Source organism: Bradyrhizobium sp. AZCC 2289 (assembly GCF_036924615.1).
GTDB lineage: Bacteria > Pseudomonadota > Alphaproteobacteria > Rhizobiales > Xanthobacteraceae > Bradyrhizobium.
This window is the reverse complement of the sequence record NZ_JAZHRY010000001.1, coordinates 1876307-1902082: the sequence shown is the minus strand read 5'-3', so window position 1 is coordinate 1902082 and position 25776 is coordinate 1876307. Positions and strand designations below refer to the sequence as shown.

The 25776-nt window shown below is 60.4% G+C and carries 24 protein-coding genes and 2 pseudogenes; 22 read left to right on the top strand and 4 right to left on the bottom strand.

Annotation, left to right across the window (positions count from 1 at the left end; genetic code table 11):
* The first annotated feature begins 701 nt into the window (after nucleotides 1-701).
* Entirely contained in the window at nucleotides 702-1349 is a 648-nt protein-coding gene (locus tag V1289_RS09300; protein ID WP_334396671.1) for a GntR family transcriptional regulator, read from the top strand.
* Between the two features lie 9 nt (nucleotides 1350-1358).
* On the opposite strand, the gene V1289_RS09295 is transcribed toward V1289_RS09300, so the two are convergent.
* Nucleotides 1359-1793: a winged helix-turn-helix domain-containing protein gene (locus tag V1289_RS09295; protein WP_334396670.1), complete on the bottom strand. Its 435-nt coding sequence runs from the start codon at nucleotides 1791-1793 to the stop codon at nucleotides 1359-1361.
* Nucleotides 1794-2441: 648 nt separating this feature from the next.
* Here V1289_RS09295 and V1289_RS09290 point away from each other — a divergent pair.
* Nucleotides 2442-3455 carry a zinc-binding alcohol dehydrogenase family protein gene (locus V1289_RS09290; protein ID WP_334396669.1) on the top strand — a complete coding sequence of 338 codons (1014 nt, stop codon included), beginning with the start codon at nucleotides 2442-2444 and terminating at the stop codon, nucleotides 3453-3455.
* Between the two features lie 250 nt (nucleotides 3456-3705).
* The gene (locus tag V1289_RS09285) at nucleotides 3706-4032 is read left to right on the top strand and encodes a hypothetical protein (protein WP_334396668.1); all 327 of its coding nucleotides are present in this window, start codon (nucleotides 3706-3708) and stop codon (nucleotides 4030-4032) included.
* Between the two features lie 18 nt (nucleotides 4033-4050).
* Here V1289_RS09285 and V1289_RS09280 read toward each other — a convergent pair whose 3' ends face one another.
* Nucleotides 4051-4344, bottom strand: coding sequence for a putative quinol monooxygenase (locus V1289_RS09280; RefSeq protein WP_334396667.1), 294 nt, complete (start codon nucleotides 4342-4344; stop codon nucleotides 4051-4053).
* 299 nt (nucleotides 4345-4643) lie between these two features.
* On the opposite strand from V1289_RS09280, the gene V1289_RS09275 reads away from it, so the two are divergent.
* Together V1289_RS09275 and V1289_RS09270 are read left to right on the top strand one after the other, a co-directional pair.
* On the top strand, nucleotides 4644-5621 hold the full coding sequence (locus V1289_RS09275) for a helix-turn-helix domain-containing protein (protein WP_334396666.1): 978 nt from the start codon (nucleotides 4644-4646) through the stop codon (nucleotides 5619-5621).
* A gap of 672 nt (nucleotides 5622-6293) precedes the next feature.
* Nucleotides 6294-6659: a hypothetical protein gene (locus V1289_RS09270; protein ID WP_334396665.1), complete on the top strand. Its 366-nt coding sequence runs from the start codon at nucleotides 6294-6296 to the stop codon at nucleotides 6657-6659.
* A 129-nt stretch (nucleotides 6660-6788) separates the two neighbouring features.
* Here V1289_RS09270 and V1289_RS09265 read toward each other — a convergent pair whose 3' ends face one another.
* Entirely contained in the window at nucleotides 6789-6929 is a 141-nt protein-coding gene (locus tag V1289_RS09265; RefSeq protein ID WP_334396664.1) for a hypothetical protein, read from the bottom strand.
* Between the two features lie 391 nt (nucleotides 6930-7320).
* Between V1289_RS09265 and V1289_RS09260 the strand changes: the two genes are divergently transcribed.
* From V1289_RS09260 to V1289_RS09230, 7 genes are all read left to right on the top strand, one after another.
* A complete protein-coding gene (locus tag V1289_RS09260) occupies nucleotides 7321-8169 on the top strand; it encodes a helix-turn-helix domain-containing protein (RefSeq protein ID WP_334396663.1) in 849 nt (282 codons plus the stop codon).
* 498 nt (nucleotides 8170-8667) lie between these two features.
* Nucleotides 8668-8793: a hypothetical protein gene (locus V1289_RS09255; RefSeq protein WP_334396662.1), complete on the top strand. Its 126-nt coding sequence runs from the start codon at nucleotides 8668-8670 to the stop codon at nucleotides 8791-8793.
* 95 nt (nucleotides 8794-8888) lie between these two features.
* The gene (locus V1289_RS09250; RefSeq protein WP_334396661.1) at nucleotides 8889-9728 is read left to right on the top strand and encodes an enoyl-CoA hydratase-related protein; all 840 of its coding nucleotides are present in this window, start codon (nucleotides 8889-8891) and stop codon (nucleotides 9726-9728) included.
* A 37-nt stretch (nucleotides 9729-9765) separates the two neighbouring features.
* Nucleotides 9766-10989, top strand: a complete 1224-nt coding sequence (locus tag V1289_RS09245; protein ID WP_334396660.1) for a CaiB/BaiF CoA transferase family protein — start codon at nucleotides 9766-9768, stop codon at nucleotides 10987-10989.
* Nucleotides 10990-11805: 816 nt separating this feature from the next.
* Nucleotides 11806-12729 (top strand): alpha/beta hydrolase, encoded by a 924-nt coding sequence (locus tag V1289_RS09240; RefSeq protein WP_334396659.1) that lies wholly within the window; start codon nucleotides 11806-11808, stop codon nucleotides 12727-12729.
* 635 nt (nucleotides 12730-13364) lie between these two features.
* Entirely contained in the window at nucleotides 13365-13760 is a 396-nt protein-coding gene (locus V1289_RS09235; RefSeq protein WP_334396658.1) for a PRC-barrel domain-containing protein, read from the top strand.
* A gap of 251 nt (nucleotides 13761-14011) precedes the next feature.
* Nucleotides 14012-15523 carry an SGNH/GDSL hydrolase family protein gene (locus V1289_RS09230; protein ID WP_442895977.1) on the top strand — a complete coding sequence of 504 codons (1512 nt, stop codon included), beginning with the start codon at nucleotides 14012-14014 and terminating at the stop codon, nucleotides 15521-15523.
* Between the two features lie 664 nt (nucleotides 15524-16187).
* Here V1289_RS09230 and V1289_RS09225 read toward each other — a convergent pair.
* On the bottom strand, nucleotides 16188-17105 hold the full coding sequence (locus V1289_RS09225) for a helix-turn-helix domain-containing protein (RefSeq protein WP_334396657.1): 918 nt from the start codon (nucleotides 17103-17105) through the stop codon (nucleotides 16188-16190).
* Between the two features lie 215 nt (nucleotides 17106-17320).
* Here V1289_RS09225 and V1289_RS49610 point away from each other — a divergent pair, with 215 nt between their 5' ends.
* From V1289_RS49610 to V1289_RS09180, 10 genes and pseudogenes are all read left to right on the top strand, one after another.
* On the top strand, nucleotides 17321-17602 hold the full coding sequence (locus V1289_RS49610; protein ID WP_442895976.1) for an ATP-binding protein: 282 nt from the start codon (nucleotides 17321-17323) through the stop codon (nucleotides 17600-17602).
* A gap of 81 nt (nucleotides 17603-17683) precedes the next feature.
* Nucleotides 17684-18040: pseudogene (locus V1289_RS09220) on the top strand (IS21 family transposase); the annotation flags it as partial.
* An 11-nt stretch (nucleotides 18041-18051) separates the two neighbouring features.
* Nucleotides 18052-18765 (top strand): IS21-like element helper ATPase IstB, encoded by a 714-nt coding sequence (gene istB / locus V1289_RS09215; protein WP_334407362.1) that lies wholly within the window; start codon nucleotides 18052-18054, stop codon nucleotides 18763-18765.
* A 387-nt stretch (nucleotides 18766-19152) separates the two neighbouring features.
* Nucleotides 19153-20058 carry a helix-turn-helix domain-containing protein gene (locus V1289_RS09210; RefSeq protein ID WP_334396655.1) on the top strand — a complete coding sequence of 302 codons (906 nt, stop codon included), beginning with the start codon at nucleotides 19153-19155 and terminating at the stop codon, nucleotides 20056-20058.
* 504 nt (nucleotides 20059-20562) lie between these two features.
* Nucleotides 20563-21489: a 3-hydroxyacyl-CoA dehydrogenase gene (locus tag V1289_RS09205; RefSeq protein ID WP_334396654.1), complete on the top strand. Its 927-nt coding sequence runs from the start codon at nucleotides 20563-20565 to the stop codon at nucleotides 21487-21489.
* 1 nt (nucleotide 21490) lies between these two features.
* Nucleotides 21491-22468: a 3-hydroxyacyl-CoA dehydrogenase NAD-binding domain-containing protein gene (locus V1289_RS09200; protein WP_334396653.1), complete on the top strand. Its 978-nt coding sequence runs from the start codon at nucleotides 21491-21493 to the stop codon at nucleotides 22466-22468.
* Between the two features lie 66 nt (nucleotides 22469-22534).
* Nucleotides 22535-23755: an acyl-CoA dehydrogenase family protein gene (locus tag V1289_RS09195; RefSeq protein ID WP_334396652.1), complete on the top strand. Its 1221-nt coding sequence runs from the start codon at nucleotides 22535-22537 to the stop codon at nucleotides 23753-23755.
* Nucleotides 23756-23810: 55 nt separating this feature from the next.
* The gene (locus V1289_RS09190) at nucleotides 23811-24662 is read left to right on the top strand and encodes an enoyl-CoA hydratase-related protein (RefSeq protein ID WP_334396651.1); all 852 of its coding nucleotides are present in this window, start codon (nucleotides 23811-23813) and stop codon (nucleotides 24660-24662) included.
* A 32-nt stretch (nucleotides 24663-24694) separates the two neighbouring features.
* Complete coding sequence (locus tag V1289_RS09185) at nucleotides 24695-25630, top strand: alpha/beta fold hydrolase (RefSeq protein ID WP_334396650.1); 936 nt, start codon at nucleotides 24695-24697, stop codon at nucleotides 25628-25630.
* A gap of 10 nt (nucleotides 25631-25640) precedes the next feature.
* Nucleotides 25641-25763 (top strand): annotated as a pseudogene (locus tag V1289_RS09180) (CoA transferase); the annotation flags it as partial.
* Nucleotides 25764-25776: the final 13 nt, after the last annotated feature.

The window sequence follows — 25776 nt, the reverse complement described above, 5'->3', positions numbered from 1 at the left end:
TTTCCACATAGTCATTTTGACCAAATTGGTTTTTCTTGAGCTAGGCATTACCGGAATCGAAACGACCAGCGCGGTGCGCCGAGGACGGGCCAGATTGGCATGGCCATGGTGATCGCCTTGGTCATCTCGAAGCTGGACGAGTTGACCGAGGCGATCGCGGACTCGTCGGCCGCATACTGGTCGACTTGCAGGGCGCGGATTCTACGTCGTCGAGGCGAAGTCCATGTTGCGCCGCCTGAGCAATTGCCTCGTCGATCTGGCCGACCGCGAGGGCGAGCTCAGCGGGTCAACGGGCGAAGCGCTGGCGCCGTCGTCCTGGGGCGAACGCCCGTTGCCGTTCTGACGCGTCAACAATGAGTGGGTGGCGCTGCGGCAGGCTCTCATTGCGAGGCGCACGGGTTGCTATAAGGCTTCCAGGACGCCATCCTAAGACCGAGCGGCGCAGGTCGCTTGAGTTTTGGTCTCGTGACCTCGGGCGCCAGAGGGCGTAAGAAGACCGCGGCGTCAGCACCATTACGTCGACGCCGACCCACGAAGTTCCACCTCTTGCGACTGCGTTGAACGAGGCGACTCCGCAGTCGATCGTTCGCACCGAGCCAGAGTTGGGGAATAGGAGGCATCAAGTGAGTGTGGATAGCACTGCGTTTGCGGCCGACGCACTTAGAGCTGACGTAACCGCCAGGCGACGATCAACGTCCGCGGTGGGTACGGTTATCGATGGCATTCAAGCTGACGTCAGCGAGGGGCGGCTGGTAGCCGGACAGAAGCTGACCGTCGAGGCGCTCACTCGTCAATACAGTGTGAGCCGCGGGACTGTTCGAGAAGCGCTGAGGAGACTCGCCGCGGAAGGGCTCATCGACTTGCGTTTCAACTACGCTCCGAGAGTCCGGATGTTCTCGCGCGAGGAACTGCGCTCGGTTAACGAGGCGCGGGCTGCTATCGAGGCCGAAGCGGCGGCGCTGGCTGCGCGCCGATACGCCACCTCAGACCGCCAGCGCGAATTCGAGGCGCTATCCGCTGCAATCGAGAAGGCGGCGTTGGAACAGGCTCGGGAGACCTTCTTAAGCCTCAACCGCGCGCTTCACGACCTGATACTGACGATCGCCGGCAATCCCGTGATCCGTGATTTTGCGCGGCAACTGCAGTTGCAGATCTTGCAAAGCCAGATGCGCCAATACGACAGCAGCAATTCCTTCATTCCAATTGCGCAGCAGGAGCATCGCAAGATCGTCGAAAGCATCCGCCGTGGCGACCCTGACGCTGCCGCGGCGGCGATGCGAGCACACCTCGTTCGCCAGACAGAGCTGTTCGCGAGCCTGCCAGAGAGCTTCTACTCCGCCGAGGAGTAGGGTTTAGGCCTAGGCCATTCTGCGGGCCGAAGAGTCTTTCGAGGCCGCGTGCGCGACTGCTTTCGACGGACGAGAGTCTCGCGAGATGCCAGGCGCTGCCGATAGTAGGGAAGCCGGCATTACAAAGCGGTAGCCACGCCCTGGAATGTTCGAAATATAGCGGACTTTCTTCCTGTCATCCCCGAGTGCCTTGCGCAGCGTCACCATGTGGACGCGCAAATTGGACTCGTCGACGAAGGTATTGGGCCATGCTTTTTCGATGAGGGTCTGGTTGCTGACGATCTCGCCGGAGCCTTCGATCAGTGCAATCAGGATATCAAGCGCACGACTACCGATCTCTACCGCGACGCGGTCCCTTTTGAGACGACGCTCAGCGAGACAGAGACGGAAAGGCCCGAACGAATACGTGCCCTTCGATAGAGCAGGTTGTCCCTTGTCAGACATGACGTCCTGCCGAGAACATGACAGCTATTGATCTCCCATGCTCTTATGCGCTGCTCCGAGCTGCTGTCAATCGGCATAAGAGGGGATTTTGGGAGCCTGTCCCGCGAAGTCACGAACAGATCGCTTCGTAGGCTATTTTTGCTCAAGATACACAGCTGGCGCCGCCATGTGCTCGACTCTCATCACTAAAGTTTAGAGCAAGATTGTTCCTAATCGAGCAGCCACGTACAAGCGCCGTCCGTGCTGAGGATGCATCGTGGCCCAACTCTCCCCCACTCCAGAAGCTGGCCGATCCCACCCCCTCGCCGGTCGCATCACGCATTAAGGAAATTCACGAACTTGGCAGTGCAATGAATCTCGCGCAGCGCACCATACGGTCGTTCGCGCGATTCGTTCCTAAGGAGATCGTCCGAGGGGTGATGGACAAATCCGTATCTGCTGAGTTTGGCGGAGTCAGAGAGGAGGTTACCGTCGTTTTTACCGACGTTAGAGACTTTACGACTATCGCCGAGTCAGCCGACCCCGACATGCTCATGCGCCAAATTCGCGGTATTTCTCCGTGCTTACAGAGGCTTTCCTCGCCGAAGGCGGAACAGTCGACAAGTTTATTGGCGACGCCGTGATGAGCCGTGCACAGGGAGGACAGCAATGAAGGCCGTTGGATACCAGAAATCGCTATCGATCGAGGACAAGGACGCCCTGCTCGATTTCGAGACCGCAAAGCCGGAACCGAAGGGACGCGATATCCGCGTTGCGGTGAAGGCCATCTCGGCCAATCCGGTCGACTACAAGGTCCGCAAGCGCGCGGCGCCGCCAACAGGCGAATACAAGATTCTGGGCTTCGATGCCGCAGGCACCGTCGATGCGGTCGGACCTGATGTCTCCCTCTTCAAGCCGGGCGATGAGGTCTTCTACGCCGGCTCGATCCTGCGCCAGGGGACCAACTCCGAATTTCATCTGGTCGATGAGCGCATCGTCGGCAAGAAGCCCAGGACGCTGTCATTTGCGCAGGCGGCAGCGCTACCGCTGACCTCGCTGACTGCCTGGGAGTTGCTGTTCGACCGCCTCGGCGCGCTGCCCGGCAAGAGTTTTGATCCGCGCACGCTGTTGATTGTGGGCGGCGCCGGAGGCGTCGGCTCGATCCTGACCCAGCTCGCGCGCCGGCTGACCGGCCTAGCCGTGGTAGCGACCGCAACGCGACCTGAATCACAAAAGTGGTGCCTCGAGCTCGGCGCGCATGCCGTGGTCGACCACGCCAAGCCGCTGAAGGAGCAGATCGAGAAGCTGAAAGCACCGCCGCTCGCGCTGGTCGCAAGCCTCACCAACACCGACCAGCACTACAAGGCGATTGCGGAAGTGATGGCGCCGCAGGGCAAATACGGCCTGATCGATAACCCCGCCGAGTTCAATGTTGCGGTGTTCATGGGCAAGGCGATCTCGGTCCACTGGGAATCGATGTTCACCCGCTCATCGTTCCAGACGCCTGATATGATTGCCCAGCACAATCTGCTAAACGACGTCAGTGACCTGATCGACAAGGGCGTGCTGCGCACCACGATGCACCAGACCTTCGGCATCATCAACGCGGCGAATTTGAAGCGCGCCCATGCGCTCCTGGAAAGCGGCAAGTCGCGCGGCAAGATCGTGCTGGAGGGGTGGTGACACGAAGGATGTAGGGTGGTTAGCTTCACACCAAAGGACCAGGACTTTGGCAATGGATGAGATTGTTACCGAACACGATGGAAGCATCTTGCGCATCCAATTGAACCGCCCGGTAAAGCAGAGCCGCGCGATCTAAGGCATCAAGATTTTGCTGGAGCCATCAGGTGAGCGCATGCCATCCTGTCCGTTTTAGTCCGTGGTCGAGGGCCGCGGCGATCAAAAGAGGTAAAATAGGATTACCGAGACAGACATGCAAACGCCGCCGCCCTCAATGATGCCCGCCGACATCGAGCAAGGCATCGCAAAGGACGCGCAAGAGAATTTGGACCGGCTCGACGTGGTCAACGTTCCGACTTATGGCGGCTCGGCGCCGTGGTACGTCGGCCAAACAACCGAAGGGTTGCTTGAAGGCGTGATCAGATACCAGATGTATCTTGAGGACTCGGTCGCGCACGACCCTGAGCCCGACATCACGATTAACTGGCAGCCGAACGGCGATTACACCGCGCAGATCCAATACACGAACGCTGATACCGGTGAGACGATGCCTGCGCTGGTTGTGGAGGTGACGGAATAGTACGCGGATACTCAGACGCTACTCAAGTGGGGTGAATTTCGTCGCCGAGACCGTCACCCTATCGCCTGCTTCTGCGCGGTACTGAGCCCTCGATGGCGCGTTCCAGTGTGCCTCGAAGGCCGCTTCGTCGCGGTAGACCTCAAAGAGCATCAACCGCGTATCCTCTCCATCGCGTGGCCGTAGGACTTCGAATTGGAGCGTACCGGGCTCATCGCGCAGGCATCGCGCCCTGTGCGCCATGAGAAGGGGCAGTAACTCTTCCATACGTCCGGGAGCGACCTCTATGGTCGCCAGGATGGTCAACTTTGGCATTTGGCCGCCTCCTCACTGATGGACCGAAGCGTAGCATACTAGATTTAAAGAAAGCGGCCGGTGCCGGATTGCTTGAAACCGCCAAAGGGCGCCATCGGTCACGAAATCGACATCAACAAAACTTGATCTCCACCCTTCATCTAGCTCATCCATTTGAACTTGCTGCGTGCTAATGAGTCCGCGCCCCAAGAGAGCATAGGCAGACAGCTGGGTTCAAGAAAAAATTACTTGAACAGCTGTGGGATCGTTGCCATCGGACTGACAGTTGACGCTCATGCGATGGGACAGCCTCATCGACGATGACCGTTTCCGGTGCCAGTCGCGACGTCAGATCCAAGGAGCTACAAAATGCGGATCTACAGTTTGGCCCTTTGACCGACGCTTATGGACAACGGCTTGGCAAGGCATTGCGAGTCGGAAACGCACCCGCGATCGTTACCCGGGCATTGCGTACAGCTGATATGGCGGTCACGGAGATTCGATGCGATAATCCGCTGCCGGAATTGAGCGGCTCGATGCAGCCGGAAGATGCTTTTATCGTCGCTTTGTACCTTCGCGATTCTCCCAATTGCGAATGTTGGGAGGATGGCCGACGAGTGTCGGTGTGGGACCAGCGGATTGGCGAGAGTTCTCTCCATGACCTGAAGCGAGATCCCGCCGCGCTCATCCGCAATCCCTATCAATGTCTGGCTTTCTATCTGCCGCGTGCGGCGCTGGACGCGATCGCTGACGATGCCAACGCGCCGCGAATTCGCGATCTGAGCTATAAGCCCGGCGCGGGCGTCAACGACGTCACGATTTCCGGCCTGGGGAGCTTGCTGCTGCCCGCCCTCAGCCATCCCGACCAAGCTAACCCGTTGTTTGTCGACCACGTCCTGCTGGCGGTCGGGGCGCATATCGCTCAAACCTATGGAGGCATGCGGCCAGTGTCGCGGCCGGCCCGGGGTGGGCTCGCGCCCTGGCAGGAGCGACGCGCGACGGAAATTCTTCGCGCCAACCTCAAAGGCGGTGTGGCGCTCAGGGAGGTGGCGCGAGAGTGCGGCCTGTCAGTGGGTTATTTCTCGCATGCCTTCCGTCGCACGTTGGGTATGGCGCCGCACCAGTGGCTAATTGAGCAGCGCGTCGCGCTATCCAAGGAAAAGCTGCGCGATGACGGGCTGTCGTTATCGGATGTGGCCGCGGAGTGCGGCTTCAGCGACCAAAGTCACCTCGCGCGAGCTTTCAGACAGACGGTCGGCGTAAGTCCGGGCGCGTGGCGTCGGACTCTCAAGCGATAGCAAGAGGGCCCGCGCGGTGCAATGTCGTTCACTAGCACAAACCTTATTTGGCGAACTGACATCACTCTTATCGCGCTATTTGCGGAGCGCTTGCGAGATTGAGCGCTATCGTCCGCATTGGGCGGCTGCTTCCCTCCCGCATCGAGGGCCGCCCTGCAAGCATCGCTTAGGTTGGCGTACTTCTCTTTGAGGCAAATCGATATCTCATCTGCATCCGGGATGAACGCGCTGCAAAGTCTGAACACGTCAGGGGTGCAGGCCAAGCGCTGCTCCGGTGTTCCTTGTGAGGAGAAAGCGGGCGTGGCCGTTGTGGACAGCAGGGCCGCCGACACGCACAAACGCGCCAAAGGCATCGGCCGAAGCAGTTTCAATTCGCAGTTTTCCACGATCATCCGAGCTTTCATGCAGGCCTCGATACACGTTGGCTGCAGCGCGCTTGTCGCGAAATGTCGGAGTTTGTAACTTTCTGCCCCGTTGTCGCTCTTGCCTCGCAAGAACGGGGCGGAGCATCGAGGAGATAGCGAGGTTGCCCGGTTCAATCGGCTTCGCATAAACACCGGGCGCGCACGAACCACCAAGTCATACGTTTGTCCAAGCGTTGGAATCGACGCCAACGCTAACAGCTCACGTTCAAATAATGCGCTGATAGGCTATCGGTGGTGGGACGAGGAAATGCTTAAAGGATTCACCGCTCCTCGCTCCCCCTTGGGTGTCGCCGCTTTAGTCCCGCCGCCACCCTGGCATTTTGCAGGCGACGTCCTGGCGGTGGTGTTCTGGAATGATCCCGATCTATCGCTCAAATCCTTCCGATGGGTGTCGAACTTGACAAGAAACGTCCGGGGCACGCCGTCGCACTTTTCGCAGACTACCAATTTACCGCGCAGAACGATGAGTATCTCGACCTCGCCAGATATCAAAGTCGCAGCTTTTGCGTTCCGCCCGCAATCACGGTTGATGCCAACAAACGTATTCGATGGCACATTGAAGGAGGTCGCGGTCGAGATGGTTCGACCCTGCCGTATCAAAAAAGCGCAGTAAGGGTACCCGTCGGGTTTCGATCGTGGACACCACTGCGAGGCGATATAGCCGCTAAGTAAGGACGACTCATAAAATTGAAGTGTCTTAGCTGAACCGAACCAATGCCGTTCAGGCCGCCGATTTCGGAGCCTACGAATGCGATGGGTAGAAGCGGTTCAACAATCTGAGTTCGTCCGGTGCACCGGCGCTGGTCGGTGCATCCTTCGTGGCGATCCCCACCATCGTCTTCATGTTGTTCATAACCTCGGCATGAGACAGGCGTTTGGTCAAAGTCCATCCAGCTGGAGGCGCGACCTTGGGAGCCGGCGTGAGCCGATAGGACGAGCCCCCGCCAATTATCTAGCCTTCGTCTAGCTCGCATCCATACGCATTTGGCAGCGTGCCAATGAGTCCACCCCCAAAAGAGCATAAAGCGGTCAGCTGGGATCACGTCCGTTCAAGAATAACTTGAACAACTGTGGGATCGTCGCACCGGAAAGATAGTTAACGCTCATGCGACGGGAAGGCCTCATGATGACCGTCTCCGATGCCGGTCGCGACGTCCAATCCAAGGAGCAAAAAAATGAGGATCTACAGTTTGGCCCTTTGAGCTATTGAGCGAGTGATGACCGAGACTTATGGACAACGGCTTGGCGAGGCATTGCGAGTCGAAAACGCACCGGTGATCGTTACCCGGATATTGCGTGCAGCTGATATAGCGGTCACGGAGATTCGATGCGATAATCCGCTGCCGGAAATGAGCGGGTCGATGCGGCGGGAAGATGCTTTTGCCGTCGCTTTGCACCTCCGCGATCGTCCCAATGGCGAGTATTGGGAGGATGGCCGACGAGCGTCGGTGGGCGACTTGCGGGCCGGCGAGAGTTGTCTCCATGACCTGAAGCGAGATCCCAGAGGTCTCCTCGACAAACCCTATCACGTGCTTTCATTTTATCTGCCGCGTGCGGCGCTAGACGCGATCGCTGACGACGCCAATGCGCCGCGAATTGGCGATCTGAGCTATAAGCCCGGCACGGGTGTCAACGATGGCACGATTTCCTGCCTGGGGAACTTGCTGCTGCCTGCCCTCAGCCATCCCGACCAAGCTAACCCGTTGTTTCTCGACCACGTCCTGCTGGCGGTCGGGGTGCATGTTGCTCAGACCTATGGCGGCATGCGGCCAATGTCGCGGCCGGTCCGGGGTGGGCTCGCGCCATGGCAGGAGCGACGCGCGACGGAAATTCTTCGCGCCAGCGTCAAGCGCAGTGTGACGCTCATGGAGGTAGCGCGAGAGTGCGGTCTATCAGTGGGTTATTTCTCGCACGCCTTCCGTCGAACGCTGGGCGTGTCGCCGCACAAATGGCTAATCGAGCAGCGCGTCGTGTTATCCAAGGAAAAGCTGCGCGATGACGGGCTGTCGCTATCGGATGTGGCCACGGAGTGCGGCTTCAGCGACCAAAGTCACCTCACGCGAGCTTTCAGACAGACAGTCGGCGTAAGTCCGGGCGCATGGCGTCGGGCTCTCCAGCGATAGCAAGCGAGCCGTATTATCAGTACTGTTCAAAAAGCGGATCGGGCAGCATGGAGCACGATCCAGCGACCCGAATGACCTCACCGTAGGCTCGAGCGCATACGCGGGGCGCCCCATCGGTTTGGATACGACCCTGCGGTGCTCGCGCAACAGTTCGTACTCCAGAGCCGCGAGAGGACTTTACTCGCGACGCAGCTCTGACCGGCAAATCTGGCCGATTGGCGCCCCCAATCAACGCTGAGTTCGGGATTGCTAGACCGTGGCGTCAGAATTCCGCCAGCGGTCGCACGAACCTTTTCAACCGCTGCGCTCGAGCTGGTTCGCGATTGTTTTCAAAGGTGACGAAAGCGTCGCGCTTTTCAGACGTGGAGTTAGAAGCAGAACCGTTCCAGAGACGACAGTCTCATCAAAGATGATCATCGGCTTGCGCGGCATAATCACGATCGAACTTTGAGTTAACACGATCCTGATCGCAAGAGAGGTACGACATGTCGAGGCCAATTGAAATCTTCTCAAGACGCGGTTGCGAAGGCAGTTAATTTCGCACGCTTCTTCGCCGATGCCGAGGCGCTCTATTCCTACGAAGGCACCTATCAGATGCAAAATCTGATCAGATGCAAAATCTGATCGTCGGAAAAGCTATCACCGGCCATGGCGCCTTCGTGTGACATCGCAGCGGCCGGCACTTTGAGGCCGGCCGCCCTCATCCAGGAGATATGATCATGGTTTTGCAAGCTGCAGCGACTGCAACAGTATCCAACCCCTTGCCCAGGGCGGCATTGGCGCTTGCGAATGTTCAGTACGAGAAAAAGGGTTCGATCGCCTATGTGATGGTCAACCGGCCCAAGGTGCTCAACGCGCTCAATACGCCGACCTGGACCGATTTGCGGGCTGCATTCGAGGATGCAAAGGCCGACGCTTCCGTGCACGGCGTGATTCTCACCGGCGCGGGCGACAAGGCCTTCATCGCCGGCGCCGACATCAGTGAACTCGCGCATGTCGACGCCTATGAAGCGGAAGAGTCCAGCCGGTTCGGGCAGAGCGTGCTGGACCTCATCGAAAATCTCGGCAAACCGGTGATCGCGGCGATCAATGGCTTTGCGCTTGGCGGCGGTTGCGAGACGGCGATGGCTTGCACGATGAGGATCGCGGCGGAGCATGCCAAGTTCGGGCAGCCCGAAGTGAAGCTGGGCCTGCTGCCCGGTGGTGGCGGCACGCAACGCCTGCCGCGCTTGGTGGGCAAGGGCCGTGCGTTGCAGTTGATCCTCACCGGAGAAACAATCTCGGCCCAGGAAGCCTATCGTATCGGACTCGTCAACGAAGTTGTCCACGCGGCCAATCTCATCGCGCGAGCCGAGACGATCCTGAAGCAGATCTCCGCCAACGCGCCGATCGCCGTAAAATTCTCGCTGGAAGCGGCCAACAAGGGGATGGACACCAGCCAGGCCGAGGGATTTGCGCTCGAAGCGTCCTATTTCGGCATCTGCGCCGCAACGGAAGACAAGAAGGAAGGCACTTCCGCCTTCCTCGAGAAACGTGCACCGCAGTTCCGCGGTCGGTGAAACGGTCGCCGCACACGGCGATCTGGAAAGGACGACTATGGCAAGCGACAATATATTCTCTGGACTGAAAGTGGTGGATCTGGCGAGCTTCATCGCCGGCCCCAGCGCCGCGGTGATCCTGTCGGACTTCGGCGCTGACGTCATCAAGGTGGAGCCACCACACGGCGACCTATGGCGAATTGCGAACCACCTGCCGCCGCAGCCGGTCTCCGAGGATGCCTACCCTTGGCACCTCACCAATCGCAACAAGCGGGGTATGGCGCTTGATCTGAAATCTCCGAGCGCCCATCAGGTTCTCGAAAAACTGGTGAAATGGGCCGACGTTCTCATCGTCAACACACCACATCCGGCGCGTGCGCGACTGAAGCTTGAATATGACGACGTGGTGCAGTGGAATCCACGTTTGATCTACGCCGACATCACGGGCTTCGGCGACAAGGGACCCGATGCGGATCTCCCCGGCTTCGACATCACGTCGTATTGGGCGCGCAGTGGATTGTTGTCGATGACACGCGATGCGGGTGCGCCGCCGACCTGGCCGGTAGCAGGCAGCGGTGACAATGCCACCGCCGTCGGGCTCTATTCGGCGATCGTCACCGCCCTGTATCGCCGTGAGCGCACCGGAGAGGGCGCGCATGTCACGACCTCGCTGCTCGCCGAAGGCGTGTGGTCCGCCAGCGTCTCGATCCAGGCCGCGCTGTGCGATGCAAAATTCTTCGGGCTGCACGATCGCAAGAACCCCGCCAATGCGGCAATGAACGTCTGGCGCGCCAAGGATGACACCTGGTTCGTTCTCCTCATTACACCCGACAAGCTGGCAGCCGTCGCCAAGGCCATCGGCCGCCCTGATCTTCTGACCGATCCGCGGTTCTCCGATCCAGCGAAGCTGATGGCGAATATGCCGCAGCTCACGGCGATCCTCGACGAGATATTCAGCGCCGAGCCGATGGCCCATTGGTACGAGGTGTTCAACGGAGTCCATGTGACGTTCGGAGCTGTGCGCGGGCCGCAAGAGGTGATCAACGATCCGCAGCTGCGGGCGAACGACATCATCGTTCCGCTCGAGGGCGCCGGCGGCAAGCTGACGTCCACCATCTCTAGCCCGCTTCAGGTGCATGGCGTCGCCAAAGTGCCCGCCAAGCGCGCGCCGAAGATTGGAGAACACAACGAGGAAGTTCTCCAGCAGCTGGGATTCAGCGCGACCGAAATCGATGGTTTGCGTGCGAGCGGTGCGATTCCGAAGGCGAAGGTACATGCTTAGCGTGACGACATTGTTCGGGGCGGCGGGTGCCGCACCGGACTTTCACTTGCAGTGAAATGGTGGACGATCGGGAAACAGGGATTGGCCGATGGAGCGATGCGGAATTCGTAAGAGCCGTGCATAGGGGAATTGGGAAGAATGGAGAGGATCTCTATTCTGCCTTTCCGTACACGGCCTATGCGCTGCTTTCGACCGACGACGTCCTTGCCATCCGTGCCTACCTTTCAACTGTGCGACCAGTGTCGCTGCGGAACACCGGCAACACACTCGTTTTCCCGTTCAACCAGGGGTACTCGCTGAGAGCCTGGAAGCTGTTTGTGCCGACCAGGCCATGGGAGCCGTCCGTGGCCCACGGCGCGACGTGGAATGTGGCACGACATGTACGATTCGACTCTCGACATCCAGAATTGCGAGTGAGGTTGATGCTTGCAGGCAACGTCGTAAAGTGCGGGGTCTCTGACAATGGGTCGGCACCTGAATCCATCCGGCACGGTCGAGGGCTTACGATCGTCCGCGAGTTGGCCAGCAGTTTGGGTGGCCGCGTTCATACGTCTTGCGCCGCCGAAGGATCTTCTTTCCTTCTCACCTTTCCGTTGACTGAGGCCGAGCAATGCGCCGCCGGCGCGACTCATGATGTTTTGAAGCGGAAGAAGATGGGCCGCCCTCGGCGGTTGATTTGCACTGGAGGCTTCCTACTTCGGCATCTGCGCAGCGGCCACCGAAGACAAGAAGGAAGGAACCTCCGCTTTCCTCGAGAAACGCGCAGCAGTTTCATGGGCGGTGAATTTCAAGCGCAAGCAAAGCCGATGACGTGCCATGGCAAGTCTTGATTCCTCTCACGCGGCGACCGAACGGTTTCGGCTGACCAGCTCGGACGGACTGTGCCTCGCGTGCGCGCGTTGGGACAGTCGCGGTCCAACCCGCGCCGTTGTTCAGATCGCGCACGGTAGGGGCGAGCACATGGGGCGTTATGCCGGCACCATCGAGTTTCTCGTTGCGGCCGGATTGACGGTTTACGCCAGCGATCACCGGGGGCACGGCCTCACCGCTCGCTCGGCATCGCATTTCGGGGAATTCGGCGAAGGCGGTTTTGAATTGCTCGTGCAGGACATGGAGCGTCTGAGCGAGTTCGCCAGTGACGAAAATCCCGACCTGCCGCTGATCCTGCTTGGCCACGGCATGGGATCCTTCGCCGCGCAAAGATACGTCATCGATCACAGCCACGATGTCGATGGATTGGTGCTCTCGGGATCGGGCGCGCTTGATGGGTTGGCCCGGGCCGTGGTTCTGGCGCCGGCCGGCAGCAACCTCCTCAATGCCGCCTTTGAGCCCGCGCGCACGCCGTTTGACTGGCTCAGCCGCGATCAGGCTATTGTCGATGCGTTCATGGCCGACCCCCTCTGCTTCGCGGACCTCCGCCCCGAAGCTCTTGCTTCCTTTCTCGGCACCGCACCGCGGCTGTGCGATCCCGTTGCGCTCCGGAAGATCCGCCGCGACCTGCCGATCTATTTGTTCTCGGGTAGCGAAGACCCCGTCGGGCAGCAGCTGCGCGGGCTTCACGTGCTGATCGATCGCTACCGGGATGCGGGGCTACGCGACGTCTCGTTCGATTTCTATCCGGGCGGGAGACACGAGATGCTCAACGAAATCAACCGCCGCGACGTCCAGACCAGTCTGCTCGGCTGGATCTCCCAGCAAGTTGAAAAATGGACGGCGAGCGTGGCCGCATTGTTGGCGTAAGTCCGGGCGCATGGCGTCGGGCGCTCAAGGAATAGCAAGCGAGCGGAGTTTCCTTCGGATTTCGTAGGCTGCACCGGGGGCGCTCAAAACAGCGGGTCGGGTGACATCGAGCGCGATCCAGCGATCCGGACAACCGGCACAGTAGGTCCGCGCTATGCGACGAGCACCAGGATACGACCCTGCTGGTGCTCTCGCAACAGTTCGAACCAGTCCGCGATACCGACACGCAGGCCCGTCGAAAAAGATCCTGCAGAGCCGCGAGAAGACTTTCAACTCGCGACACAGCTCTGACGGCAAACTCTGACCGGCAAATCAGGCCGATGGGCGCGCCCCCAATCCAACGCTGAGCGGGATGTGCAGGATGACTAGATCTCGGAGATAGAACTCTGCTCGCCGTTGAACCGAACTTTTTCAACTGCCGCGCTCGACCTCGTTCGGGAGAACGCTGGAGAATGAGGCGCCACGCTCTTCAGAAGTAGCGTTAGCAACAGAATCGTTCGATCGACGACAGTCTCATCAAAGATCATCATCGGCCCGCGCGGCATGGTCACGTCGAGCTTTCGACTAACAAAACGTTAGTGCGACGGTGGTTGTCTCGCGCCTCGCCGCCGGCCACTCTGCAAATGGAGATTCTTATGAAGTCGCTGTCCACGATCGCAGTTGCCGTGCTATTGATCGCTATGCCCGCTTGTTTTGCCCAACAGGTTGTTGGGTCTACCAAGCTCGGCGTCGCCAATGTCGAACTACGCGACGTCACGACGGGCTGGAGCACCAAACGCCAGGTCCTCGGGAAAAACGTCTTCAATGACAACGGTGAGACCATTGGGAAAATCGATGACATCATCGTGGCGCCCGACAAGGCGGTGTCATACGCCATCGTCGGCGCAGGCGGCTTTCTGGGCGTTGGCCGCCACGATGTGGCAATTCCGGTGGGCCAGCTGAAGGAGAATGGTGGAAAATTCATCCTTCCGGGTGGTTCGAAGGACGCAATCAAGGCTTTGCCTGAATTCGAATATGCGGACAAGCAATAGTCACAAACAATGAAGCGCTCCGATGAGCCCGCTAAGCGGGCCATCACTGCAACAAACCTCGAAATTGATAGGAGAGCTTCAATGGGTGCTAACTCAGAGCTACTAGAATCCGCTGGCGCATAGACAAGCCTCATCTGGCCTAGTTGAAGTGGCTGGATCCCGATCGGAGCCGGGATCCAGCCGAAAAGCTGTGCCTTGAAATAACAAGGCTTGCCTAGCAAAAGGGCCGGACCTTCGTGCGGTTAAAGAGCGTGTCCGACAAGCCGAAAAACGGCATCTTGACCGGAAGCGTCCCGCTGATCGCGTTGGCGATTGCGGCGGTGCTGTTGCTCAGCCTTGGCGGACCCACCTCGGCACAGTTTTTCAATTTTGGCGGATTTCAGCAGCGGCCGCCGCCGCAACGCGGTGACGGCAGGCTCGGTGGCGGCTGGTTTGGTAACGACACGTCTGGTCCGTTTCAGCAGCGCGCGCCCCAGCCTCGGTGGCATAGGCGGAGGGCCTCGACGCCCGTGCGCGAGGATTTTTCAAGGGCCCCGCCGCCTGAGAAGCGCGACACAGTGCCCGAACGCAACGTGCTCGTGCTCGGCGACGCCATGGCCGACTGGCTCGCTTACGGCCTTGAGGACGCCTACACCGAGCAGCCCGCCATCGGCGTGATCCGGAAGGTGAAAACAATTTCCGGCCTGATCCAGTACCAGCCCAAGGGCGCGCCTGCCGATTGGGCGGCCGCTGCAAGGAACATCCTCGCCAACGAAAAGCCCGACGTCATCGTGGTGATGCTAGGCCTCAACGATCACATGACGATCCGCGAGCCAGCTGCCGAGAAAAGCGAGAAGCCGGCCGACAAAAACGCGCGCAAGCCGGACAACAAGCCTCGAGATGTGAAGCCGAAGGACAATGCTGGCAACAACACGGCCAAACCCGACGACAGGGCGGCCGACGACGAATTGCCGCGGGCCGATGCAGAGAATACCGACGCGCCGCCGGTGGCGCTGGAGAAGAGCACGCGTTCGCCGAATGGCATCTATGAGTTTCGCGACAGCCGCTGGGTCGAGCTCTACACCAAGAAGATCGACGAGATGATCGCGGTCACGAAGTCGAAGGGCGTGCCGGTGGTCTGGGTGGGATTGCTCGCGATCCTCGGACAGAAGAGCACCTCGGACATGCTGTTTCTCGACGCGCTCCACCGGGACGCTGCGGGGCGCGCTGGGATCACCTATGTCGATATCTGGGACGGATTTGTCGACGAAGCAGGGGGCTTCCTGCAGAAGGGCCCCGATCACGAAGGCCAGATCCGCCAGTTGCGCACCGATGACGGCGTCTATTTCACCAAGCCCGGCGCGCGCAAACTCGCCCACTATGTCGAGCGCGAGATCACCCGTCTTCTCGCTGGGCGCTCGGACCCGATTGCGCTACCCGCCGAGCCTGCAACCCCCGCCTCCAAAGCAGTCCCCGGTCAGACCGCGCCGCGTCCGTTGGCGGGGCCGATAGTGCAGCTGGTCGCCGCTACCGCTAACAGCGACCAATTGCTCGGCGGTCCGGGGGCGCCGCGGGCCGCGGTCGACGCGCTTGCCGCGCGGGTCATGATCAAAGGTGAGCCTTTGTCGGCGCCGGCTGGTCGCGCCGACGACTTTACCTGGCCGCGCCGCGAAGTCGAGACGCCCGTAGCATCGGCATCGCCCAGTGGCTTGCGCGATGTGCGCGCCCAGGTGACGGCGCCGGCTACATTGCTAAAGCCGAAAAGCATCGCCGATAAGAAGTAGGTCGGCCCGACAGCAGGACACCGCGCACTGCGAGGCTTGCACCGAATGTCCGCTTGGCGGTTTGTTCGCAGCGCTGAACATGACGGCAAACCCTCCTCGACTGATTGATCGCTTTCGGACAGCCTTGCGCGGTGCCGCTCCTCGCAAGCTTCATCGCCATCATGCGAGGGAGAATGATGGACGCGTCGCCGCTGGCGTGAACCAAATCGCGGATATTCCCGTTTTGAGGAATCTTTCAGGCGGAGACCGGTTCGATCAGGAATGCGTGAGTTCGATCCCTCCCGCTCCTGTCCCTGTCGAAAACCTCATCCGGCTGGTGAAAGACCGAGAATCGGGCGATGCTGCTGGGTCATGAGGGATCTATGCAGGCTGATTGGTTGGATGGTTGTCGATCTGTTGCGGTCGCGGGTTGCGCTCGAGGTAGAAATTTGGATGCTACGGCAGCAGATAAACGTTCTGCGGCGGGCGGCTCCAAAGAAACACGCCTTCAGCGCTTTAACGAGGGATTTGCTCCCAGCCGCAAGCCTCAGTGAGCTGATTGGCGATCCATTCGGTCGCTCGCGACCTCAGACCGAAAAACGGCAGCCGACTCGCTTTCGTTGCCTGTACGAGTCTTGGTCGCAATCCTCGTCGTTCTTGCGTGGTCCGCGACTGCTTCTGTTCGCTATTCCTTGAGCGCCCGACGCCAGTCGCGCGGAGTTACGCCAACAAGGCGGGTGAAGTGATGCGTGAAATGACTTTGATCGGCGAAGCCGCACTCCGTGGCAACATCGGCGAGCGACAGCCGCTCATCGCGCAGCTTTTCCTTTGCCACCTCGGCGCGGCGCTCCATTAGCCATTGGTACGGCGTCACTCCTACGGAACGGCGAAACGCGCGCGAAAAATGGACCCTCGACAACTGGCATTCCCGCGCCAGCTCCCTGACCGGCACACCACCGAGGTTGGCGGCGATTATCTCCTTCGCGCGTTGCTCCTGCCATGGCGCGAGCCAACCCGGGACCGGCTGCGACACTGGCCGCATGCCGCCATAGGTCTGAGCAACATGCACCCCGACCGCCAGCAGGACGTGGTCGACAAACAACGGGTTAGCTTGGTCGGGATGGCTGAGGGCGGGCAGCAGCAGGCGCCCGAGGGTGGCAATCGTGACGTCGTTGACGCCCACGCCGGGCTTATAGCTCAGATCGCGAATTCGCGGCGCGTCGGCCTCGTCAGCGATCGCGTCCAGCGTCGCACGCGGCAGATAAAATACCAGCGAGTGATGGGGCTTTTCGAGGAGAATGGTGGGATCTCGCTTTAGGTCACAGAGACAACTCTCGCCAGCCCGCAAGTCGCACACGGACGCCAGTCGGCCATCCTCCCAATATTTTAAACGGGGAATATCGCGGAGGGACAAAGCGACGAGAAAAGCATCTTCCTGCTGAATCGAACCGCTCCTTGCCGGCGGCGGGTTATCACATCGAATCTCGGTGACGGCCATATCAGCGTTACGCAATGCCCGGGTAACAATCGCAGGTGCGTTTTCAACTCGCAATCGATCCCCAAGCCGTTGTCCATAACCATCGGTTCTCACTGGCTTCATCATCGTGCCCCACTCCGTTCGCCATGCGTGTAATGCTACGCCGCTACACACGCTAGATTAATGTGAGGGCAGGCTCAATTCAGCAGAATGGAGCCGTTTTTTACAAAGGCCGACAGATTCCTAATAAGTAACGCGCGGCTCGTTCGATGGTGTGTCCGGCGTTGACGGCGATGGCAGGTGGATTTGCGAACAGTCCGCTTTGCACAGTGAGCAACTAGGTGGGGGATTCAGGTCCGGGCCTAGCGGCGCCGGCTCTTGAGCGCGTGTTCGAGGCGTTCTACAGCACGAAACTAGGCGGTCTGGGGCTTGGACTATCGATCTGCCGATCGATTATCGAAGCGCATAACGGACGATTGTGGGCGAGCCCAAACGTGCCATGTGGCGCTATCTTTGGCTTCATTGCGCCTACTCATCCGGCCGCCATCGTGAGTGGAGTGCCGCTTCGGGATCTGCGACATGGCAGGCATCGAGTCTGGCAGGCAGCCGATCAGTGGTGGTGAAGAGTAATGGGATCTTTACGGTCATGTAGGCTGAGCGTCTGCGCTAGGTAACGCAACTTGGGCTAGGGCTTTGTGGCCACGGAACAGCAGCCGCCTGTTGGGCATTGCGCCCGGGACGGTACGCGTACACGCATCGCGACCGAGGCCGCGGCGATCGGTCCCTGCGCGGCCCTGCTGTGCGAGAAGGTCCTGACCGATCGCCCGCATCCTGAACAGGGCTTCCGGGCCTGCCTCGGTATCGTCCGTCTCGTGAAGGGCTTCGGCCGCGAGCGGGTTGAAGCGGCATGCAGCCGGGCGCTCGATATCGGCGCACGCACCTATGGATCGGTCAGGTCGATCCTCGACAACCGGCTCGACCAGGCGCCCGCGCCCCGGCCGGCGCAGGATGATCGCGCCATCACCCACCCGAATATCCGGGGATCCCGCTATTATCACTGAAGGAGATCATGATGCTGCAACATCCCACCCTCGACCGACTGAACGCGATGGGGCTGGCCGGCATGGCGAGAGCGTTCGGCGAACTTGCCGCCAATGCCGAGGCTGAACGGCTCACCCATCCCGAATGGCTGGCGCTGCTGCTTGACCGCGAATGGGGCTTCCGCCACGACCGCAAGCTCGCCGCCCGGCTGCGCTTCGCCAAGCTGCGGCATCAGGCGGCACCCGAGGACGTCGATTATCGCAGCCACCGCGGCCTCGACCGGGGGCTGTTCCTCAAGCTCGTCGCCGGCGACTGGATCGCCGCGCACGACAATCTGGTCATCTGCGGTCCGACCGGCGTCGGGAAATCATGGCTGGCCTGTGCGCTGGGCCACAAGGCCTGTCGCGACGACCGATCCGTGCTGTATCAGCGCGTGCCCAAGCTGTTCGCCAGCCTGGCATTGGCACGCGGCGACGGACGCTATGCCCGCTTCCTGGCCAAGCTTGGCAGCGTCCAGCTCCTGATCCTCGACGACTGGGGGCTCGAGCCGCTCGACGCTCAGGCCCGCCACGATCTCCTCGAAATCCTCAAAGAACGCTATGGCCGTCACTCGACGATCATCACCAGCCAGTTGCCGATCGCGGCCTATGCCGACGCCATCCTCGACCGGCTCGTCCACAATGCCCGCCGTCTCGACCTCGACGGCGACAGCATGCGCCGCGCCAAATCCCCTCCAGAGGCTTGACGAAAGCCGCGAACGAAACAACAACAGCCATAGCCAGCACGGCCCCATCTCCGGGGGGCGACATCGTCTCGGAACAAGGGCGCGCAATCATCTCGGAAACGAGGGGCGGCTTCGTCGGAATCGGCAGTCAGGCCGTAGTTTCGCTGCATAGTCGGCGATCGCCGGACCAGCCATTATACCTAGGTGCACGTCCGGCAGCCGCGTTTCAGGCTCAGCGATGAGGCTCCTCCGATAGCCTGTCGAGTGCCGCCCGGCCAGCGATCGGAGGTTGGCGCTTGTGATCGCGCCCTGACAACAGATTTTCACAAGAATTTACACCTCGACGTCCAATCCAAGGAGCTACAAAATGCGGATCTACCGTTTGGCCGATTGAGGGGTAGAGGGAGCATGACCGAGGCTTATGGACAGCGGTTTGGGGAGCGATTGCGAGTCGAAAATGCACCCGCGATTGTTACCCGGGCATTGCGTACCGCCGATATGGCCGTCACGGAGGTTCGGTGTGATAATCCGCTGCGGGAAATGAGCGGTTCGATTCAGCAGGAAGATGCTTTTCTCGTTTGTTTGCACCTTCGCGATCGTCCCCGTCGCGAATATTGGTTGGATGGCCGACGAGCGCCGATGTGCGACTTGCGGGCCGGCGAGAGTTGTCTCCATGACCTGAAGCGAGATCCCAAAGCTGTCCTCGACAAGCCCTATCACACTCTGGCTATTTATCTGCCGCGTGCGGCGTTAAATGCGATCGCTGACGAGGCCAACGCGCCGCGAATTCGCGATCTGAGCTATAAGCCGGGCGGGGGCGTCAGCGACGTCACGATTTCCAGCCTCGCGAGGTTGCTGCTGCCCGCCCTCCGCCATCCGGACCAAGCTAACCTGTTGTTTCTCGACCACGTCCTGCTGGCGGTCGGGGTGCATGTTGCTCAGACCTATGGCGGCATGCGGCCAATGTCGCGGCCGGTCCGGGGTGGGCTCGCGCCATGGCAGGAGCGACGCGCGACGGAAATTCTTCGCGCCAGCGTCAAGCGCAGTGTGACGCTCATGGAGGTAGCGCGAGAGTGCGGTCTATCAGTGGGTTATTTCTCGCACGCCTTCCGTCGAACGCTGGGCGTGTCGCCGCACAAATGGCTAATCGAGCAGCGCGTCGTGTTATCCAAGGAAAAGCTGCGCGATGACGGGCTGTCGCTTTCGGATGTGGCCACGGAGTGCGGCTTCAGCGACCAAAGTCACCTCACGCGAGCTTTCAGACAGACAGTCGGCGTAAGTCCGGGCGCGTGGCGTCGGGCTCTTCAGCGATAGCACGCGAGTATCGTAATTATCAGTACCGTTCAAAAAGCAGATCGGATGACATCGAGTGGCGGTCCATCAATCCGAATGACCTCACCTTAGGCCCGCGCGCATAGGCAGGCTCAACTAGATACGACCCTGCTGATGCTCTTGCAATAGTTTGAGCCAGCCTCTGATCTCGACACGTAAGGCGTCGATCAATCACAAAACCGCGATGTGACTTTCCCCGCGACACAGTTCTGGCCTGGCAAATCAGGCTGATTGGCGGGTCCTAATTCAGTTCTGGAATGACTGGACCGCGGCGCCAGAACTGCGCCAGCAGTTGAGCCGACTTCTTTCTCGACCTCGTTCGCAATTGCTCTCAGAGCGGGCAGAAGCGTCGTGCCTTTCATACGTGGAGTTAGAAGCAGAACCGTTCCAGAGACGACAGTCGGATCAAAGATGATCATTGGCCTGCGCGGCATACTCACGGTCGAACTTTGAGTTAACGCGATCCAGGTCGAAAAGAGGTGCGGCATGTCCAAGCCGCTATTGAAATCATCACAAGACGCTGCGAGGGCAGCTATCCCGCGCCTGTTTGTCCTTGAGTTGAATGCCGGCCGCATTCACTCCATGAATATCGACGGTTCCAGCCGCAGGACCATCGTGTCGGATTGCCACTTGCCCGATGGCATCGTCGTCGATGTCGAGGCCGGACATATCTACTGGACTAACATGGGCATCCCAAACCTGAATGACGGGTCCGTCGAGCGCGCCGACATCGACGGCAAGAACCGCAAGACCATCGTCGCGCAGGGAGACACCCACTCTCCGAAGCAGATCATTCTCGATAAGAAAGGCGGCAAGCTCTATTGGTGCGACCGTGAGGGCATGCGCGTGATGCGCTGCAATCTCGACGGCTCGCAGCTGGAGACGCTCATCGAGACCGGGCACGGCGAAGCCGATAGCCGAGATGCGTCGCGTTGGTGCGTCGGGCTGACGATCGACCCGAAATTCGGACATATCTACTGGACGCAAAAAGGTCCAGACAATGCCGGGCTCGGCCGCCTCTTCCGCGCCAATGTCGAAATCCCCGCCGGCCAGACTGCAGCCAACAGATCCGACATCGAGATCTTCTTCGACAAGTTGCCGGAGCCGATCGATCTCGAGCTCGACCACAAGAACCGTGTTCTCTACTGGACCGACCGCGGCGACCCGCCGCGCGGCAACACAGTGAACCGGGCTTCGGTCGACAACAAGCCTGCCGAGCCAGAGATCGTGGTGACCCATCTCATGGAGGGGATCGGTATTGCGCTCGACGTTCCAAACGATCGCATGTTCGTGACCGATTTCGCCGGCTCAATCTATTCCGCACGGCTCGATGGATCCGGTGAACGAAATTTCCTCTATGCGCAGGGCAACCTCACCGGCATCGCATATGCCGAAATCCCGGAGGAGAAGTGACATGTCGCAAAACAAGCCCATTCGCCGCATCGCCGTCATCGGCACGGGCGTCATCGGCGCAAGCTGGACCTCGCTCTTCCTTGCCCACGGCCTTGACGTGGTGGCGACAGACGTTGCGCCAGGCGCGGAAGCAGCATTGAAGCGCTTTGTTTCAACAGCGTGGCCCGCGCTGCAACGGCTCGGCCTCGCACCCGGTGCCTCCCAGAACAGGTTGTCATTCACCGCGGCCCTGGCGGACGCTGTCAAGGACGCCGATTTGGTCCAGGAAAACGGGCCCGAGAAGATCGACTTCAAGAAGGCGCTCTATCGCCAACTGGATGAGCTGCTGCATCCCAGCGTCATCATCGCCTCAAGCTCATCGGGCTTGACCATGAGCGAAATTCAGTCGGGCGCCGCGTCCCATCCCGAGCGCTGCGTCATCGCCCATCCGTTCAATCCGCCGCACTTGATCCCGCTGGTCGAGATCGTCGGGGGAGCAAAGACATCGAAGAATACGATCGAGCGCGCCGCTGAATTCTACACGTCGATCGGGCAACGGACGGTGCGCGTCAACAAGGAAATGCCGGGGCATGTCGCCAATCGCCTGCAGGCGGCTCTGGCCCGAGAGGTTTATTACCTTGTCTCCGAAGGTGTGGTGAGCGCCGCCGATGTCGACACCGCTTTGTGCTGGGGCCCCGGCCTGCGCTGGGGCGTCATGGGCAACATGATGCTCAACCATCTCGGCGGCGGTCCGGGCGGCATAGAGCACTTCTTCCAGCAATTTGCGGGCCCGATGACGGCCTGGTGGAAGACCCTCGGCTCGCCGGTGCTAACTCCGGAAGTGCAAAAGAAGCTCATCGACAGCGTTCATGCCGAGGCCGGATCGCGCTCGATCGACGAACTCGCGGCGGAACGCGACGACGTCCTGCTCGGCCTGATTGAGCTGCGCAACAAGGCGGCCAGGTCGAGCCAAACGAAATCGACGGAGCCTGTCTCCTGAGGCCAGGCGCTACCCGGCGAGATCGATCAAACGTCCTTCAACTTTCTCCAGCATTGGGAGTTCCGAATGCCCACCGCAACCGCAGCAAGCAAAACCGCCGCGCCAAAGCCAGTGCCTGTACCCGATGGCGATTTCTATCAGCTGATCGAACTTCTCACGCCCGAGGAGAAGGCGCTCGTCAAAAAGGTGCGGACATACATGGAGACCAAGGTCCAGCCGATTATCAACAAGTACTGGGCCGACGATGCATTTCCATTCGAACTGCTGCCTTCGTTCAAGGAGCTTGGCCTCGGAGGTCTCGGCTTTGAGGGTTACGGCTGCGCGGGCGGCAGCCAGAAGCTGTTCGGCTTCGTCGCGATGGAGTTGGCGCGCGTCGACGCGTCGTTCTGTACATTCTGGGGCGTACATAGCGGCCTGGCGATGGGTTCGATCTATCTTGATGGGTCCGAGGAGCAGAAGCAGAAATGGCTGCCGCAAATGGCGCGTTTCGAAAAGATCGGGTGCTTCGGGCTCACCGAGCTGCTGGTCGGTTCGGGAACAAGCGGCGGACTGACCACGACCGCCAAGCGTGAGGGAGATAGCTGGATTCTCAATGGCCAGAAGCGGTGGATCGGCAACTCGACGTGGTGCGACCTTTCGATCATCTGGGCGCGCGATCTGGCTGACAACCAGGTGAAGGGATTCATCATCGAGAACAAGTCGACGCCCGGCTTCAGCGTCGAAAAGATCGAGCACAAGATCGCACTCAAGGTGGTCCAGAACGGCCAGATCACGCTGAAGGACGTGCGGGTGTCGGAGGCGAATCGCCTACAGGGCGGCAATTCGTTCCGCGATACCGCGCGCGTGCTGCGGATGACGCGGTACATGGTGGGTTGGGCGTCAACAGGCATCCAGATGGGCGCATTCGAAGCAGCCCTCAAATATGCCCAGGAGCGACTGCAATTCGGCAAGCCGATCGCCTCGTTCCAGATGATTCAAGATTTGCTCGCCAAGATGCTTGCCAATCTGACCGCGTGCCAGTGTTTGATGCTTCGCCTGGCGCAGCTTGATGATGAAGGTAAGCTTGGCGACCATCACGCGGCGCTGGCGAAGGCGTTCTGCACGGCGAAATCGCGCGAGACGGTCTCGTGGGGACGCGAGGCGCTGGGCGGCAAGGGCATCGTCGCCGACTACAATGTTGCACGCTTTTTCGCCGATGCCGAGGCGCTGTACTCCTACGAAGGCACCTATCAGATGCAGAATCTGATCGTCGGCAAGGCCATCACCGACCACGGCGCCTTCGTGTGACATCCCAGCGGCCGGCGCTCCGACGCCGGCTGCCCCTCATCCAGGAGATATGACCATGGTTTCGGGAAACGCATCATTGACCGCTTCGCCTGCAACAGCACCAAACTCCCTGCCCAGGGCGGCATTGGCGCTTGCGAACGTCCAGTACGAGAAAAAGGGTTCGGTCGCCTACGTGACGGTCAACCGGCCCAAGGTGCTCAACGCGCTCAATACGCCGACCTGGACCGATTTGCGGGCCGCATTCGAGGATGCAAAGGCCGACGCTTCCGTGCACGGCGTGATTCTCACCGGCGCGGGTGACAAGGCCTTCATCGCCGGCGCCGACATCAGTGAACTCGCGCATGTCGACGCCTATGAAGCGGAGGAGTCCAGCCGGTTCGGGCAGAGCGTGCTGGACCTCATCGAAAATCTCGGCAAGCCGGTGATCGCGGCGATCAATGGCTTTGCGCTGGGTGGCGGTTGCGAGACGGCAATGGCTTGCACGATGAGGATCGCGGCGGAACATGCCAAATTCGGGCAGCCCGAGGTGAAGCTCGGGCTGCTGCCCGGCGGCGGCGGCACGCAACGCCTGCCACGCCTGGTGGGCAAGGGCCGGGCGTTGCAGCTGATCCTTACCGGCGAGACGATTTCCGCGCAGGAAGCCTATCGCATTGGCCTCGTCAACGAAGTTGTCCCCGCGGCCAATCTCATCGCTCGCGCCGAGACAATACTAAAGCAGATCTCCGCCAACGCGCCGATCGCCGTGAAGTTCTCCCTGGAGGCGTCGAACAAGGGGCTGGACACCAGCCAGAGCGAAGGCCTTGCACTGGAAGCTTCCTACTTCGGCATCTGTGCGGCAACGGAAGACAAGAAGGAAGGCACCTCCGCCTTCCTCGAGAAGCGCGCGCCGCAGTTTCACGGACGCTGAATTTCGAGCACAAGCGATATCGGACATTCCCCATGGCAAGGCCTTCTCCCTCCCGAGTTCCGACAAAGCGCTTCCTGCTGACCAGCTCCGACGGACTGTGCATCGCGTGCGCCCGCTGGGGCAGCCGCGGCCCGGCCCGCGCCGTTGTTCAGATCGCCCACGGGATGGGCGAACACATGGGGCGCTACGCCGTCACCGTCGATGCGCTCGCTGCGGCAGGTCTCACCGTCTACGCCAACGATCATCGCGGGCACGGCCTCTCGGCCCACTCGCGATTGGGAGAACTGGGCAGGGGCGGCTTTGAACTTCTCGTCCAAGACATGGCCCGCCTGAGCGAGATCGCCAGAGGGGAAAATCCCAACCTGCCGCTGCTCCTCTTGGGGCACAACATGGGATCCTTTGCGGCGCAGAGATACGTCATCGACCACAGCCACGAGATTGATGGTTTGATCCTCTCGGGATCGGGAGCGCTTGAAGGCTTGGCCCGGGCCGCGCTTCCGGAGAACGCGGGCAGCAACCTCCTCAACGCCGCATTCGAGCCGGCGCGCACGCCTTTCGATTGGCTGTGCCGCGATCGGGCGATCGTCGATGCGTTCATGGCTGATCCCCTCTGCTTTGGAGATCTTCACCGCGACTCTCTTGTTTCGTTCCTCGGCACCGCGCCGCGGTTGTACGATCCCGTCGCACTCCGCAAGATCCGCGGCGATCTGCCGATCTATTTGTTCTCCGGAAGCGAAGACCCTGTCGGACAGCAACTGCGGGGACTCCACACACTGATTGACCGTTACCGCGATGCCGGGCTGCTCGACATCGCCTTCGATTTTTATCCGGGCGGTCGACACGAGATGCTGAACGAGATCAACCGGCGCCAGGTCCAAACCCGCCTGCTCGGCTGGATTTCCCAGACACTGGAAAAACTGAACGACAATGACCGCCGCGTTTCAATCACGCCCGAACTTCAACACTAAGGAGACGAACATGCCGAACGACAACATCTTTTCCGGACTCAAGGTGGTGGATCTGGCGAGCTTCATCGCCGGCCCCAGCGCTGCCGTGATTCTTTCCGACTTCGGTGCCGACGTCATCAACGTGGAGCCGCCGAACGGCGATCACT